This window comes from Paenibacillus sp. J5C2022, from assembly GCF_025567625.1.
Taxonomy (GTDB): domain Bacteria; phylum Bacillota; class Bacilli; order Paenibacillales; family Paenibacillaceae; genus Pristimantibacillus.
This window is the reverse complement of sequence record NZ_JAOQJC010000003.1, coordinates 233,067-246,461: the sequence shown is the minus strand read 5'-3', so window position 1 is coordinate 246,461 and position 13,395 is coordinate 233,067. Positions and strand designations below refer to the sequence as shown.

Here is a 13,395-nt window from a genome sequence, read left to right as displayed (position 1 = left end):
TCGCGATGGGGTCTCTTCCTGTTTTTTTTCGTGCTACGGCAACTGTCGGAGAAATTGCTCAATGCGGTCCATATAAGCCGGAACTGTAATCTGTCTTGGGGCCAGCACGCTGATCCATAACGCACGAAGCTCGGAATTAGCCGTTTTGACACTGAGCATGGAATGCTCGGTATTCTGGAAGACGGTGACGTCAAGCAGCTGCGGATCGATCTTCTCACGATAGACCTGCTCGGTATCCTTGATGTCGACATGAATGTCCTTCTCGCCCAGCAGCAGGAGCACCGGAGACTTGAAGTGGCTGAGCTCTTCGGTGGAATCTGCCATGTAGTTCTTGCCGGCGAATAGCCAGCGGTCCTTCGACATCGCTCTCTGCTCGTCCGCGATCTTCAGGTAATCTTCATAGGAACTCTGCCGCTCCAGCAGCTCCAGCACTTGCTTGTCGTAAGCGAGCGCCTTGTCGATCTCTTCGTCGCTCAAGCCCGCTTTCTTCCTGTGTGCGCGAGTGTGATATCGTCCTTGCTCTACCCAATTGACAGCCGGCGATACGAGAATGCTGAATGTCAGCTGCTCTTCTCCGGCAAGCTTGGGAATGACCCATCCCGCCTGGCTTGCTCCCCAAGCGCCTATGCGATGGCCGTCGATCATCGGCTGCTTCTTCGCCCATGCCATGGCGCGGCGCGCTTCCGTCATCCGATCTTCCATGCTCTGATGCTCCCAATTGCCCTCCGAGCCGTTAATGCCGCGCTTGTCGATGGATAAGGATGCGTATCCGAGAGATGCGAGACGCTCCCATAACGGCCTGTAGCCGCCACTGTGCGTAGCATCGATGGGGCCGTCGCCATGGATGAACAAGACGAGGCCAAGCTTGCCGTCGTACGATTTTGGCAGGACGAATGTGCCTGTCAGCTTGCCCTCCGGAGTGTCTATTTCAATGACTTGTTCCTTCATATCGTAGTCATGCTGGATGGCGATATAGATGCCGGCTGCCGCCAGCAGAAGGATGATTGCTCCTAATGCTATTCCTATTCTCTTCTTCGTCATGTCGCTCTCTCCTTCACTTTAGTGTCCTGCTTCGGTATCCTGACGGATGAGCGCTTGTAATTCGTACACCAATTCATTCTTGTGGAACATGGACAGGTAAGACCGCTCGATAAGCACTAACGGACCGCTTAACGACAAGCTGTGCTGGGTGGCATAGGTATAAAAGCGCGCAATAATCGCGTCCAGCTCATCCTCGGCTTGCACTGGCTTCTGAATGGTCAGATACTTGCCGCTGGGGAGGGTCATGGCGTCCGGCTCCGCCGATTCCACACAGAGAGTAAGAACGTTCGATTCGTCGAACAAATAATGGATGTCCTGCTCGAACAGATTGCCTACTTCCTGGCCTCGTTCGGCCAGCCGCTTGGCCGAGATTCCTTCCGCGTATTCATGTACTTCGAAGCGCAGCCACTCCATGAGCGTTACGGCTTGCTTCTGTTTCACGGAGAATCGGTCCATCTGCTGGCGGGAACTGTTGTGCTCGGAGATCACTTTGGCAATGAATCGCTTCGTCTCCTCCAGCCGCCGCATCTCCGCATCAATGTTGTCGACTGCCCTCTCCAGCAGCCGTTCATATTGCTCCGCCTTATAGTTGTCCATGCAGTTTTTAATAGATGGAACAGGCTCTCCCAGCTTTCTGAGCAACAGAATGTGGGATAATCGATACACTTGCTCCATGCCGTACATCCGGTAGCCGTTATTGTCGATGTAAGCGGGCGGGAGTATTCCTTTCTCCTCAAAATAGCGGATTTGATGGTGCGATACGTTCATCAGTCTGGCCAGCTCGCTAATCGTAATATGGTCCTTCATGCAGCCGTCTCCTTTCCGGTTCAAGTCGTATAGTGAAATTGTGCCATGACAAGGCATGCCGGTCCAGGTGCAGTTCAAGCAGAAGGCTGCACAAATGCAACTCAGTCGGCTGTTCAGTGAGAATAGGGCACACAAGCTGCATGCTCGGCGTTATTGCGAACGATAGGGCTTAAACGTCATAAAGTGCCATTGCCGTTCGTGGAATAGCAAGTAGCGGATGAGGCTGCTTTCTTTTCGGACGGTTTGGAAGGAAAGCAGCTCGTATAGCATCCGTGCACGCTCGTTTTTGTGAGAGACGTGCAAGCTGAGGGTGTCAAAGCGCTCGTCGGCGCATGCGTAGTTCATGGCCCATCGCAGCAGCAGCTTGCCAATGCCCTTGCCCTGATGATTGGGATGGACCGCAACCTCGGATATATAGCATTCTCCGACACGCGGCTCATGGTTCAGAAATTGCAAACCGAACAACAGCTTGATTATTGTCCAGGTGCCGAACTCGCGAAAGGCGCTCCAGGACGGAAACGGTTCTTCTTTTGCCCGGGGGATGTACCACTTCAGCTCCAGCGTGCCCACAACTTCGTCTTCTTGGATGGCGACTATTCTGCAGGATGCGTCTTCAGATGGATAATAGTGGAACAGCTTGTTGAAAAAGCTCGCGAGAACGTCGTCGGACAGCTTGGTCAAAGCCTGAAACTTTCCCCTGAATGAATGGACAAGCAAGCGGCTGACTTCGGGAAAGTGCTCCGGTTGAAACGGCTGGATGCGTATGGGCTCGGTAATGGAAGACATGTTAGACACAAGCAACTCCCCAATCCATGAGATAGGCTTATACAGGAACTATCATTACGATACACCTTAGGTCTGACCTAAGGTCAAGCGTTATAGGAACAATAGGCGCAAATGCGGGGATTCCATTCTGTTCAATCGGGAGAGTGTGTTATACTGGAAACACTATGACTATCGAAATGAATCCAATAACGATACAACAGCATACGGAGAGCAAACGATGCGCAACATGCGGCGCGATGAAGCCGCTTGGGGATTTCCTGCGGAGAACGGGCAGGAGATCCGGCCGATACGGGCGGCGGGGCACGTGTCGCTCGTGCAGGCGACTGGAGCGGCACGTGCCGGAGCGGAGCTTGAGTGCGCGCAGCGGCACTCGTGCAAGCGCAAGAGCGGGTGCGGAGCGAGCGCAGCAGGCTGCGGCCGGAGGCGGCGCGGTAGCGGGTGCGGAGCGAGCGCAGCAGGCTGCGGCCGGAGGCGGCGCGGTAGCGGGTGCGGAGCGAGCGCAGCAGGCTGCGGCCGGAGGCGGCGCGGCAGCGGGTGCGGAGCGAGCGCAGCAGTCGGCGGCCGGAGGCGGCGCGGTAGCGGGTGCGGAGCGAGCGCAGCAGGCTGCGGCCGGAGGCGGCGCGGCAGCGGGTGCGGAGCGAGCGCAGCGTGCGGCGGTGGAAAGCGGCGCGGTAGCGGTTGCGGAGCGAGCGCAGCGTGCGGCGGTGGAAAGCGGCGCAAAGCTGCGCAGCAAGCCACGCCGCAAGCGTCGCAGAGGCGGTGCCAAGCTGAATCGGCAGGAAGCCGCCGCAGCACCGGCAGCGCCCATGCGTCCTCATATGGGCGATCCACGGGATGAATCGCTGTTGCGCCCGACGCATAAGGGATTTATTCGCATGCGCGGCAAGACGGACAAGGGGCGGCGCTGGTATCAGGAGATTGAGCCGGAGTTGGCTCGCGTCCTGGTGCGGGAAGGCGCCGCGGTCATTGTCAATCCGCGAACGATTAGGAGGCTATACAGCAACAAGGAGTTCCGCCACCTTATTCTGACGCGCGACAATTATACCTGCCGCTTCTGCGGCGAATACGGCGATACGATCGATCATGTGCTTCCACGCGCTAAGGGTGGACATACGACGCCGATGAACTGCGTATGCGCCTGCAATGAATGTAATCAGATGAAAGCAAGTAAGGACATGGACGAATTTCTGAATATGCTTCCCTCCAAGTAGAGTGGCTCTAGAGTAATTCCGTATGATCCTTATCCCAGTAGCCCACAGACAGCTCCCACTAGCATTCTAATGGATGCAGGGGAGCTTTTTCAGTTTCTCGCCATCACATTTACTCAGGTCTGGGTACTGTGAGCTTCTGGAAGTATGCATAGAAACAATGTTCTTATGATCAATACGCAGCAGCATGGGAAAGTTGTAAGAAAAATCGTTACTACTTAGGTCCAGTCGGCACAAGGTACACTTGGCGGGGCTATGTGAGCAAAATGAGCGATAGCGCACAATTCCCGCTTCTTTTCCGATTCTATGTGACCATATTGAGCGATAGCTCCTACTTTTCGGCGGTACGAGGCACGCTTGGCGGGGCTATGTGAGCAAAATGAGCGATAGCGCACAATTCCCGCTTCTTTTCCGATTCTATGTGACCATATTGAGCGATAGCTCCTACTTTTCGGCGGTACGAGGCACACTTGGCGGGGCTATGTGAGCAAAATGAGCGATAGCGCACAATTCCCGCTTCTTTTCCGATTCTATGTGACCATATTGAGCGATAGCTCCTACTTTTCGGCGGTACGAGGCACGTTTGGCGGGGCTATGTGAGCAAAATGAGCGATAGCTCACAATTCCCGCTTCTTTTCCGATTCTATGTGACCATATTGAGCGATAGCTCCTACTTTTCGGCGGTACGAGGCACGTTTGGCGGGGCTATGTGAGCAAAATGAGCGATAGCGCACAATTCCCGCTTCTTTTCCGATTCTATGTGACCATATTGAGCGATAAGCCCCTACTTGCTTTAGTATCTAAGTAGTAACGAAAAATCGTACAATTTGCTGGGTTAGCGGAGTAAATGGGCGGGGTTTGGATGGAATATCATACAAACGAGACGCAGAAGCAAGAACCCCCTGGCGTTTGTACGACAAATCGCACAAACGCCAGAATGAGCAAATGTTGAACAGATGGTCACGATGGAGAAGGAGGTTGCGACAACGCCCCGAATTGAACTATCCGTCCTGCAGTAGCGTCACCGTCAGTGCGGGGTGAGCATCCGAGATGGCAGCGACGACAGCGGACAGCGCTTCGAGATCAATACCTCCCAGGAAAATGTCAGGGTCCGGCTGAAACGTCAGGCTGGTACCCCTCTCTTCCGTAAGCCCGACCGTAAGCAGGCCCGTCTGAGGGATACCGTGCCCGTAAGTCTGGCGGACTACTTTGCCTTCTCGCCGTACCTCTACCGTTAGCTGTCGGGACAAGGCGTTGACGACTGGGAGCGTAATCCCCTTCACGCTGCCGGGAGCATGGACGGATGCACTGGCGTTGCGGCTAAGCTCGGTCAGAATGGCCTGAACGCGAGGCTTCTCCGAATCCGCGAACGCTTGCAGCGTAATCCCCCGCCCGTTATCGGCTATGGTCACATGTCCATCGCTATGCAGAATAATGGCGACTTGCGTACAGAAGCCAGCCTCATGCTCCTGTATGACATTTTCCAATATGGAACGGACCATATGAACAGCGCTATATCCATCCCCCGGCTCGCCAAGATAATCCGCATGTCGATCTCTCGCCTCAGCCAGCTCTATATAATCGCTTGCATCCAGCAGCTCGGATACTGCAGCCAGCAGCAGCAGGACGGGAAGGGTCCGCTTGCCTGGCAGCATATATTGTCCTCCGCGTTCTTCCTGTACGAGCAATCCAGCTCCAAGCAACGCTTTCGTATGATGGTAGAGCTGACCGGTCGTCCCCATGTTCAGACGCTCGACAAGCTCTGCTCCCGTTAACGGCTCCCCCATAAGCGCACGCAATATGTCAAGCCGCTGCTTGTGTGCAATTGCACCCAGCACTCTGGAAGTCTTATCCCCATCGACCCCTAGCAGCATGGCGACATTTCTTCTTTGCGGCTCCCACTTGTAACGAAATTGTTCATGAGCCCCCGTATACCATCCGGAGTAATGGATCGTACCATCCTCAGCCGCTTCATTCGCATAATTTGCATTATCCCCCGCCGTCTCCAATTCGGTTGCAGGCACACTGTACAGTGATGCTATGCTGTCGGACGTTTGTGCCGCTTTGCCGCTGCGCAATCCTGATAAGACAATCTCTCTTAGCTCAGCCAATTGCGCTTCCATTTCATCCAGCTCTTGTCCGTAATTCCGAGTCATACCTTGTTTTCCTCCTCTTCAGTAAGTTTGTTATTACGTAATTACGTAAATTCATAATAATCTCAACTTTTAAAATTGTCAATAGCTTCCTCATGGAACTGTGGTATGGTAAAGGAAGGAAATGGATTGGCGAAAAGAGGAGGGGAGACATTGATTTTAATGCGGGAGCGGGTGCATCGGGGAGCGGCTTTTCTGGAATGGCTGATCCTCTTTGGCCTGGTATCATTTTTTCTGCTGCAAGTGCTGTCTCCGTTCATTGGAAGCTCCAGTTCCAAGAGCCATCTTCGGGAAGCGAAGAAGGAAGGCAGCTATTATGCGGCAGATGCGGCATACCAGTCTTATTTCAATATGTCGATTCGGGTCGATGGCATCATATATGATGACGAGGATTGGATGTCGGTGTATACGACAGGCAAGCAATTCGGGCCATACAGCAAGCTGCCGCAAAGGATAATCATAACGACCGACGATGGCGGGGCATATAATTCCACCAGCAGCTTTACGAAAATGGGCTTATTCTCAGCAAAAGCCACTTACACCTTTCAAGAGCTGCCGCAGGATGTAAAGAGCGTCACCGTCCACCATGAAGCTTATGGAGAGTCCTTCAGCTTTCAGGTACCGTTCGAGAAGGAGGGGGCGTCATGATTACGTCACAGCGTAGAAAAAGCAAGATGTCAGGCCATGTAGCGCGATGGATCGTCATAGTCCTCCTTTCTTGCGTATTGATTTGGAGCTATTATGGGAACAATGCTTGGAGTTTGGAGAAGGTCGTCAGTCAGACGCTGGCAGCTGCGGAGCAGCCGGATGTGCGGCTGGAAGAGCGAATCAGCTCCGGTCACGGCGTTTCTTTTGTATGGCTTGTGGATCGTGAGCATGCATTGATGCATCATTTTTTCGTGTCTCGTCCGTTTGGCGTGCTATGGGAGAATAGGAGCGGCGTGTTCGGGGAGTCATTGGATAATGCTACATTGTTCAATTTCAAGTGGCACAGGACAATAATTGGCAAGTACATGCATCATGCTTACATCGGGCAAGCGAACGATCCATCCATCTCATCGGTTCAGTTGACATGGCAAGATGGACGTGAAGAGAAGACTGTGCTGAAGGATGGCGTATTCGTGGCTGTGCGTGCATTCCATAAGGATATAGAAGAGCCCTCCCGACATGTGAATGTGCAGATCAAAGCCTATGATGATCAAGGAGGCTTGCTCTACGAGCTGAATGACGACAAGCGAGTGGTTCGGCAAGTAGAGCCAACTTCATGAAGCTGCTCATGTGATGTGCAATGCGGCAAGAGCGAGCGAGAAATTCCTGAATGCAAAAGGAAACGAGATACGTGAGGCCTTCCTGATAAGAGGGGATAGTGAGGCCTTAAGAAAAAGTTAGAGATACAATTCAAACAGCACTCCCCAATTGCGGAAAGGTATCCTATTTTTTAAACGTGGATGACTAGCAAAATAAGGACGTGAGAATGGGAATGAAAGTTTGGTTGTTATGTTGTGAAGAAAGCAGTATGGTTATTGAATCTATCAGCAATAGTAGTTTCCATTTAGATGAATTTAAGGGGGAATTAATACATGATTGGAGCCTCCCTTCCTTCAAGGTTTTAAAAAAGGGTAGATCAAAAGATTTTGCATATTTATCCGGTGGGATTCCTATTTTTAGTGAAAGAAGCCTGGAAGTGCTGTATGAATTAATCAATGACCATGTCCAATTAGTAGATCTAGATATAGTTAATTATGATACTAATCTTACACTAGTTAATGTGATTAACTTAATTAATGCTGTGGATTACTCCCGTTCTATTCCTGAACTGTCTCCTTGGGGGAAACTGCGTGGATTTCATAAGTATTGCTTATTGGAGAAGGAGGTAACAGGACAACACATATTTAAAACCCCTGAGTTTCCAACTGTTGAGGTATTTGTTTCGGATCAATTTAGAGAGACTGTATTAAATTCAAAATTAAAAGGATTCCAATTCATAGAAGTATGGGATTCTGAACGAACTGATGAGTTGGAACGAGAAGAGCTGAAGCGTTATGAAGCTTACGTGAACAATCTGGAACAAAATAAAGGACCGGAATTCGGTTGGTCTGAGGCGATAGAGAAGGTAGAGCAAGGAAAAGCGGTAGCAAGCAAAGCTTGGAGAATGCAGAAGGACGAGAATGGGACACTGCAAATTGCCCGATTAGAATTGAATTGCCAATACAGCTGGCTAAAGTCGGAAGTTATCCCGCCAATCCTTCTTGGACTGGCATGGCACGAAGTCGAGAAATTGCATACCTAGCAACAATGGGAAGCAATGTTCACGAATACGCCAGCGTGCCTTAAATGGAAAGCAATGTTCACACATACGCCAGCGTTCATTAAATGGGAGCAATGTTCAGACATAGCCTAGCGTTCTGTCAAAGGGTATTCATAGTTCACCTATTCCCAGCGCGTCTCATTAGCCAGCACCACTCACACATACCCCAGCGTACTGTCCCGGTACGCTCCCGGGGATTGGCCGGTCGACTTGCGGAAGACGCGGATGAAGTAGTTGTAGTCGTCATACCCGACGTCGGCCGCAATCTCATGCAGCGTTAATGGGCTATGGCTCAACAGCTGCTTGGCTCTCTCCACCCTGATCCAATGCAAATATTGCAGCGGACTCAATCCCGTATGCCTGCGAAGGCAGCGCGCTGCGTAATCTTCATGAAAGTGAAGCTCGCGGCGCATGTCCTCTGCATGATAAGGGTGCGTCAGCCGCCCCTCCAAATAACGCATGACTATCTCCGCCACCTTGTATGAACGCCGATCTTGCCCTCTCCGCTGCATGGATGCCTGCAGTTGCGACAGCAGCTGGCCCAGCAGTACCTGCAAATCCATCGCTCGGTTCATCGTCAGCGACTTGCGCAGCTTCAGCATCCGATCCAATAAGGGACGAGTGACGTTCACGTCGAAGGAGCCATGCTTCGGCAAGTACAAGTATTGCTCGCGCGGCTGCAAGTCGAAATCCGTGCCTTCCATGACGCGGTGCGTCCAGTCGATCTTGTCTGCGGCAAGGCTGATTGCGGGAGGCTCGTGCTTGAAGTGAATCCAATACACTTCGGTCGGTTCTGTACAAGGCCTATGTCCCACATGCATCATGTCCCTCTCCAGAATAAGCATCTGGCCGGCACCGATCTCATAGGGCTGTCCTTCCTCCGTCATATACAGCGTCCCGGAGCACACGAGCAGCAGGTCGTATACGCTGAAGGTGCGTTCGAAGTGCTGCGTACCTGGCGTCCACATGGCATATCCGCCTGTAATGAATTGCGGCAGCGGCGGTATGCGTAGCTGCAGGATGTTCATGATTTGCCCTCCCCTTGTACCGTCTCACTAGCTCCATCATATCATTGCGGAAGTGGAGGGCAAAGGGGGTTGATGGAAGCTGTGACAAAAAATACGCCCGCAAGTCCGTAAATGCCGGGGGGTCATGTCCTAAGGAGAAGTGGTCGGAATCGTGCTATAGTTAGTCGGTTCTGTAACTGTCGAAGGCTATGCCGATTCCTATACACTGGGGGCAATACACCAGTTAAAGGAGTCGGTTCAATATGCGGTTCAGACAGATTCATCTGGATTTCCATACTTCCGAAGCGATAGAGGGGATTGGCAAGGATTTCTCCAAGACGCAATTTCAAGACATGCTGAAGCGGGGGCATGTAGATTCCATCACCGTATTCTCCAAATGTCATCACGGATGGGCTTATCATCCTTCCGAAGCGAATGAGATGCACCCCCATCTTGACTTCGATCTGCTGGGAGCGATGATTGAAGCGGCGCACGAGATTGATGTGAAGACGCCGGTCTACCTGTCGGCGGGACTGGACGAGAAGCTGGCCAGAAGGCATCCTGAGTGGCTCATCCGCGACGAGCAGGATCGGACCAACTGGGTAAGCAGCTTTCTGAAGCCGGGCTACCATCAGTTCTGCATGAACACGCCTTATCTGGATATTCTGCTGAGCCAGATCGAAGAGGTCGTGCAGCGCTACGATGCGGACGGCATCTTCCTCGATATCGTAGGCGTCAGACGCTGCTTCTGCCACAGCTGTCTGGAGACGATCCGTTCCGCGGGCGACGATCCGTTGGACCCGGACATCCAACTGAAGCACGGGGAGCGGGTGTACGCGAATTATACGCGCCGCGTCCGAGAGACGATCGACGCTGTCAAGCCGGGACTGCCGGTATTCCATAACGGCGGCCACATCCGCCGCGGCCGCCGCGACCTCGCCGAGATGAACTCCCATCTGGAGCTGGAGTCGCTGCCGACTGGCGGCTGGGGTTACGACCACTTCCCGCTATCTGCGCGTTATGCACAAGGGCTTGGCATGGATTTCCTGGGGATGACGGGCAAATTCCATACGACGTGGGGAGAGTTCGGAGGATATAAGCATCCTGCCGCATTAAGGTACGAGACGGCACTCAGCATCGCCAACGGCGCGCGCTGCTCGATCGGTGACCAGCTTCATCCGGAAGGGCTCATGGACCCCGCCACGTATGCCATTATCGGAGAAGCCTACGCCGAAGTGGAGATGAAGGAAGCGTGGTGCAGAGCTGCCCGCAACGTGGCCGACATTGCCCTGCTGTCTGTGGAATCGATCGTCTCCCAGGGAGCGGAATCGCAAGGAGACCGTGCCGGCGCATCGGATACGGGGGCAATCAGGATGCTGCTGGAAGGGCATTATTTGTTCGATGTGGTGGATACGGACAGCGACTTCGGTGCCTATAAAGTACTCATCTTGCCAGATCGGATTACGGTATCGGACGCATTGGCGGACAAGCTGAACAGCTTCATGGCGGGCGGGGGCAAGATTCTCGCTACAGGCTCGTCGGGCCTGAATGAGGAGGGGATGGCCTTCGCTATCGACCTCGGGGTTCGCTATGCAGGGCCAAGCGCCTATAAGCCGGAATATTTCTGCCCTTCATTCCCGCTGAAGAGCTTGCCGGCGGCTTCGTTCGTCTTCTACTCCGAGGGGCATATCGTAGAGCCTGCTGCCGGAAGCAACGTGCTTGGATACCGGGAATTTCCGTATTTCAACAGGGAGGGCATCACCTTCTGCTCCCACCAGCATACGCCAAGCGCGAAGCGGAACGACGGAGCGGGCATGGTGGAGAGTGCGAGCGGCATCTATATCGCATGGAGCGTGTTCGAAGATTACGCGACGAAGGGAAGTCTGGCGTTGAAGGAAGTCGTTGCGCATGCGCTGGACCTGCTGCTTGGCGCAGGGAAGAGCCTTCGCGCCACGCTGCCGGCGCAAGGCATTGCGACCTTGATGGAGCAGCCGGAGGAGCGGCGCTATGTGAACCACTTGCTCTATGCCGTTCCCGTCAAGCGCGGCGATGGCGTCGAGGTGATCGAAGATATCGTGCCGCTCTGCAACATTGAGGTGGAGGTCAAGCTTCCTGCGGAGACGAAGCGCATCTACTTGGCGCCGGAGATGACGGAGCTGCCCTATGTGCAGCATGCGGAAGGGCGTGTCAGCTACACGCTGCCGAAGCTGGAATGCCATCAGATGATCGTGCTGGAGACGTAGAGGCAGGAGGGAAAGCTGGCTGGATGAAACGGCCCTTATTTGCTATCATAGTGGGAAATGAAGCGGATAGGGGAGTGTGCGGCGGAGAATGAGTAAAGTGCTCATCGTGGAGGATGACTATTCATTGGAGCTGGGACTGAGGCTGCTGTTCCGGAAGGAAGGCTACGAGGCTGTCTTTGCAGATACGCTGAAGAGCGCGGCAGAGACGCTTCGCGGCGGCAGCTTCGACGCGGTTGTGCTGGATGTGCAGCTGCCGGACGGGGAAGGGTATCAGCTTATGGAGATGATGAAGAGGAGTCAGCCTGGCATTCCCGTCATATTTCTCACCGCTAGAGACGACGATCTGGATCTGATCAAGGGCTTCGAGCTGGGAGCCGCCGACTACATCACGAAGCCGTTCAAGCCATTCGAATTGCTGCTGCGCGTGAAGGCTGCGCTGCGGCTGTCGGGACAGCCGTCCAGACCGCAATTGCTGGTAGCGGAGCCCTTCACGCTCGATCTTGAGACCTATAAGCTGTCCAGGGAGGGGAAGGATATCGCGCTTACCCGGACGGAGTTCAAGCTGCTGAAGAAGCTGATGGCGAACAAGAACAGAGTCGTCACAAGGGAGGCGTTGCTGGAGAGCATCTGGGATGCGGATGGCAACTTCGTGGACGAGAGCGCGCTGACCGTCAATATCAACCGCCTTCGGAACAAGGTGGAAGCAGGCGGCGATCCCCGCTACTTGAAAACCGTGCGCGGCATCGGCTACATATGGGAAGGCAAGTAGATGTGGCGGGATAAGCGCGTTAGAGAAATGCTGCTCGTCATCGGAGCTGCGATGCTGCTGGCAGCGGTCGCCTTGTTCCTATACTCGGAGCATGTGCTGAGCCGCCTTCTGTACGAGCCGTTCCGCCCGGAGGCGTTAGTCAGCTTCCGCACAGCCGTATTGCTCGTCATCGGCTTTATTATACTGCTGGCGGCAGGAGCGGTATGGTTCGTCATTCGGCAGCACAACGAAGCCGTGAAGCGGAATCTGGCCATTATCAAGCGCGGCTGGAAGGGCGGGGAGTCTGTACAAGCGATCAGCGTAATGCAAGAGGGGCATCTTCATCAACTTCAGATCGAGCTCATCGGGCTGATTAACGGCCATCAGAGGCTGTACGATTCGCTGCATGAGGAGAAGGAGAAGCTGAATGCGCTCGTATCGGACATCTCGCATCAGCTCGCCACGCCTATTACATCCATCAAGCTATTCGCGGAGCAGCTGGATGGCGGCGACGAGGAGATCCGGATGGTGAAGGCGCTCATTGAAGGCGAGACAGAGCGTCTGGAATGGCTCGCGTCGGGTCTGAAGAATATCTCGCAGCTGGAGACGGGGCTGATTCGGATTGCCAAGGATCGACTTCCGATGGATGAGACGATCATGGATGCGATCAATGCGGTATACTTGCCGGCACAGGAGCGGGGCATGGAGATCGTCTCGGGCGGCATCGTGAAGTCTGCCGTGGAGCATGACCGCAAGTGGACGAAGGAAGCCGTCGTCAATATTCTCGACAACGCCATGAAGTACGGGGACAAGGCAAGCGGCATCGTCATCTGGACAGAGCAGTCTCCCATCAGCTACACGATCTATATTCGGGATGAGGGCGCAGGCATCCCCAAGGAAGAGCTGCCCCGCGTCATCAAGCGATTTTACCGCAGTCCTTCTGTTCGTCATGTGCAGGGCGCCGGACTTGGCCTCTACTTGTCCTATGAAATTATGGAGAAGCAGGGAGGCACGATGGACATCATCTCCGAGCCGGGCAAGGGAACGACGGTCAAGCTTATCTTTTTTCATTAACCTAACGGTTTCGATAGGAA

General features: G+C 53.8%; 12 protein-coding genes. 7 read left to right on the top strand and 5 right to left on the bottom strand.

Annotated elements, in window-relative coordinates:
- Positions 1–33: 33 nt before the first annotated feature.
- From M6D81_RS04115 to M6D81_RS04105, 3 genes are all read right to left on the bottom strand, one after another.
- A complete protein-coding gene (locus tag M6D81_RS04115) occupies positions 34–1,041 on the bottom strand; it encodes an alpha/beta hydrolase family protein (RefSeq protein WP_262675545.1) in 1,008 nt (335 codons plus the stop codon).
- Positions 1,042–1,059: 18 nt separating this feature from the next.
- Entirely contained in the window at positions 1,060–1,848 is a 789-nt protein-coding gene (locus M6D81_RS04110; RefSeq protein ID WP_262675544.1) for a MerR family transcriptional regulator, read from the bottom strand.
- A gap of 150 nt (positions 1,849–1,998) precedes the next feature.
- On the bottom strand, positions 1,999–2,634 hold the full coding sequence (locus M6D81_RS04105) for a GNAT family N-acetyltransferase (RefSeq protein WP_262675578.1): 636 nt from the start codon (positions 2,632–2,634) through the stop codon (positions 1,999–2,001).
- A 164-nt stretch (positions 2,635–2,798) separates the two neighbouring features.
- Here M6D81_RS04105 and M6D81_RS04100 point away from each other — a divergent pair, with 164 nt between their 5' ends.
- Positions 2,799–3,845 carry an HNH endonuclease gene (locus M6D81_RS04100; RefSeq protein ID WP_262675543.1) on the top strand — a complete coding sequence of 349 codons (1,047 nt, stop codon included), beginning with the start codon at positions 2,799–2,801 and terminating at the stop codon, positions 3,843–3,845.
- Positions 3,846–4,843: 998 nt separating this feature from the next.
- On the opposite strand, the gene M6D81_RS04095 is transcribed toward M6D81_RS04100, so the two are convergent.
- Positions 4,844–5,998, bottom strand: coding sequence for an ATP-binding protein (locus tag M6D81_RS04095; protein ID WP_262675542.1), 1,155 nt, complete (start codon positions 5,996–5,998; stop codon positions 4,844–4,846).
- Between the two features lie 150 nt (positions 5,999–6,148).
- Here M6D81_RS04095 and M6D81_RS04090 point away from each other — a divergent pair, with 150 nt between their 5' ends.
- The 3 genes from M6D81_RS04090 to M6D81_RS04080 all read left to right on the top strand — a co-directional run bounded on the left by M6D81_RS04090 (position 6,149) and on the right by M6D81_RS04080 (position 8,285).
- Positions 6,149–6,643 carry a hypothetical protein gene (locus tag M6D81_RS04090; RefSeq protein ID WP_262675541.1) on the top strand — a complete coding sequence of 165 codons (495 nt, stop codon included), beginning with the start codon at positions 6,149–6,151 and terminating at the stop codon, positions 6,641–6,643.
- Positions 6,640–7,263, top strand: a complete 624-nt coding sequence (locus tag M6D81_RS04085) for a hypothetical protein (protein WP_262675540.1) — start codon at positions 6,640–6,642, stop codon at positions 7,261–7,263. The genes M6D81_RS04090 and M6D81_RS04085 overlap by 4 nt, the downstream gene beginning before the upstream one ends.
- 212 nt (positions 7,264–7,475) lie before the next feature.
- A complete protein-coding gene (locus tag M6D81_RS04080) occupies positions 7,476–8,285 on the top strand; it encodes an imm11 family protein (RefSeq protein ID WP_262675539.1) in 810 nt (269 codons plus the stop codon).
- A gap of 173 nt (positions 8,286–8,458) precedes the next feature.
- On the opposite strand, the gene M6D81_RS04075 is transcribed toward M6D81_RS04080, so the two are convergent.
- Positions 8,459–9,331 carry an AraC family transcriptional regulator gene (locus tag M6D81_RS04075; protein ID WP_262675538.1) on the bottom strand — a complete coding sequence of 291 codons (873 nt, stop codon included), beginning with the start codon at positions 9,329–9,331 and terminating at the stop codon, positions 8,459–8,461.
- Positions 9,332–9,573: 242 nt separating this feature from the next.
- Between M6D81_RS04075 and M6D81_RS04070 the strand changes: the two genes are divergently transcribed.
- The 3 genes from M6D81_RS04070 (at position 9,574) to M6D81_RS04060 (ending at position 13,375) form a co-directional block, all read left to right on the top strand.
- Positions 9,574–11,553 carry an alpha-amylase family protein gene (locus tag M6D81_RS04070; protein ID WP_262675537.1) on the top strand — a complete coding sequence of 660 codons (1,980 nt, stop codon included), beginning with the start codon at positions 9,574–9,576 and terminating at the stop codon, positions 11,551–11,553.
- A gap of 88 nt (positions 11,554–11,641) precedes the next feature.
- Positions 11,642–12,322 (top strand): response regulator transcription factor, encoded by a 681-nt coding sequence (locus M6D81_RS04065; RefSeq protein ID WP_262675536.1) that lies wholly within the window; start codon positions 11,642–11,644, stop codon positions 12,320–12,322.
- Entirely contained in the window at positions 12,323–13,375 is a 1,053-nt protein-coding gene (locus M6D81_RS04060) for a sensor histidine kinase (protein ID WP_262675535.1), read from the top strand.
- Positions 13,376–13,395: the final 20 nt, after the last annotated feature.

Bases quoted from the DNA above. Each gene is read 5' to 3' on its own strand.
- M6D81_RS04115 (WP_262675545.1), bottom strand. From the start codon at position 1,041: ATGACGAAGAAGAGAATAGGAATAGCATTAGGAGCAATCATCCTTCTG.
- M6D81_RS04110 (WP_262675544.1), bottom strand. From the start codon at position 1,848: ATGAAGGACCATATTACGATTAGCGAGCTGGCCAGACTGATGAACGTA.
- M6D81_RS04105 (WP_262675578.1), bottom strand. From the start codon at position 2,634: ATGTCTTCCATTACCGAGCCCATACGCATCCAGCCGTTTCAACCGGAG.
- M6D81_RS04100 (WP_262675543.1), top strand. From the start codon at position 2,799: ATGACTATCGAAATGAATCCAATAACGATACAACAGCATACGGAGAGC.
- M6D81_RS04095 (WP_262675542.1), bottom strand. From the start codon at position 5,998: ATGACTCGGAATTACGGACAAGAGCTGGATGAAATGGAAGCGCAATTG.
- M6D81_RS04085 (WP_262675540.1), top strand. From the start codon at position 6,640: ATGATTACGTCACAGCGTAGAAAAAGCAAGATGTCAGGCCATGTAGCG.
- M6D81_RS04080 (WP_262675539.1), top strand. From the start codon at position 7,476: ATGAAAGTTTGGTTGTTATGTTGTGAAGAAAGCAGTATGGTTATTGAA.
- M6D81_RS04075 (WP_262675538.1), bottom strand. From the start codon at position 9,331: ATGAACATCCTGCAGCTACGCATACCGCCGCTGCCGCAATTCATTACA.
- M6D81_RS04070 (WP_262675537.1), top strand. From the start codon at position 9,574: ATGCGGTTCAGACAGATTCATCTGGATTTCCATACTTCCGAAGCGATA.
- M6D81_RS04065 (WP_262675536.1), top strand. From the start codon at position 11,642: ATGAGTAAAGTGCTCATCGTGGAGGATGACTATTCATTGGAGCTGGGA.
- M6D81_RS04060 (WP_262675535.1), top strand. From the start codon at position 12,323: ATGTGGCGGGATAAGCGCGTTAGAGAAATGCTGCTCGTCATCGGAGCT.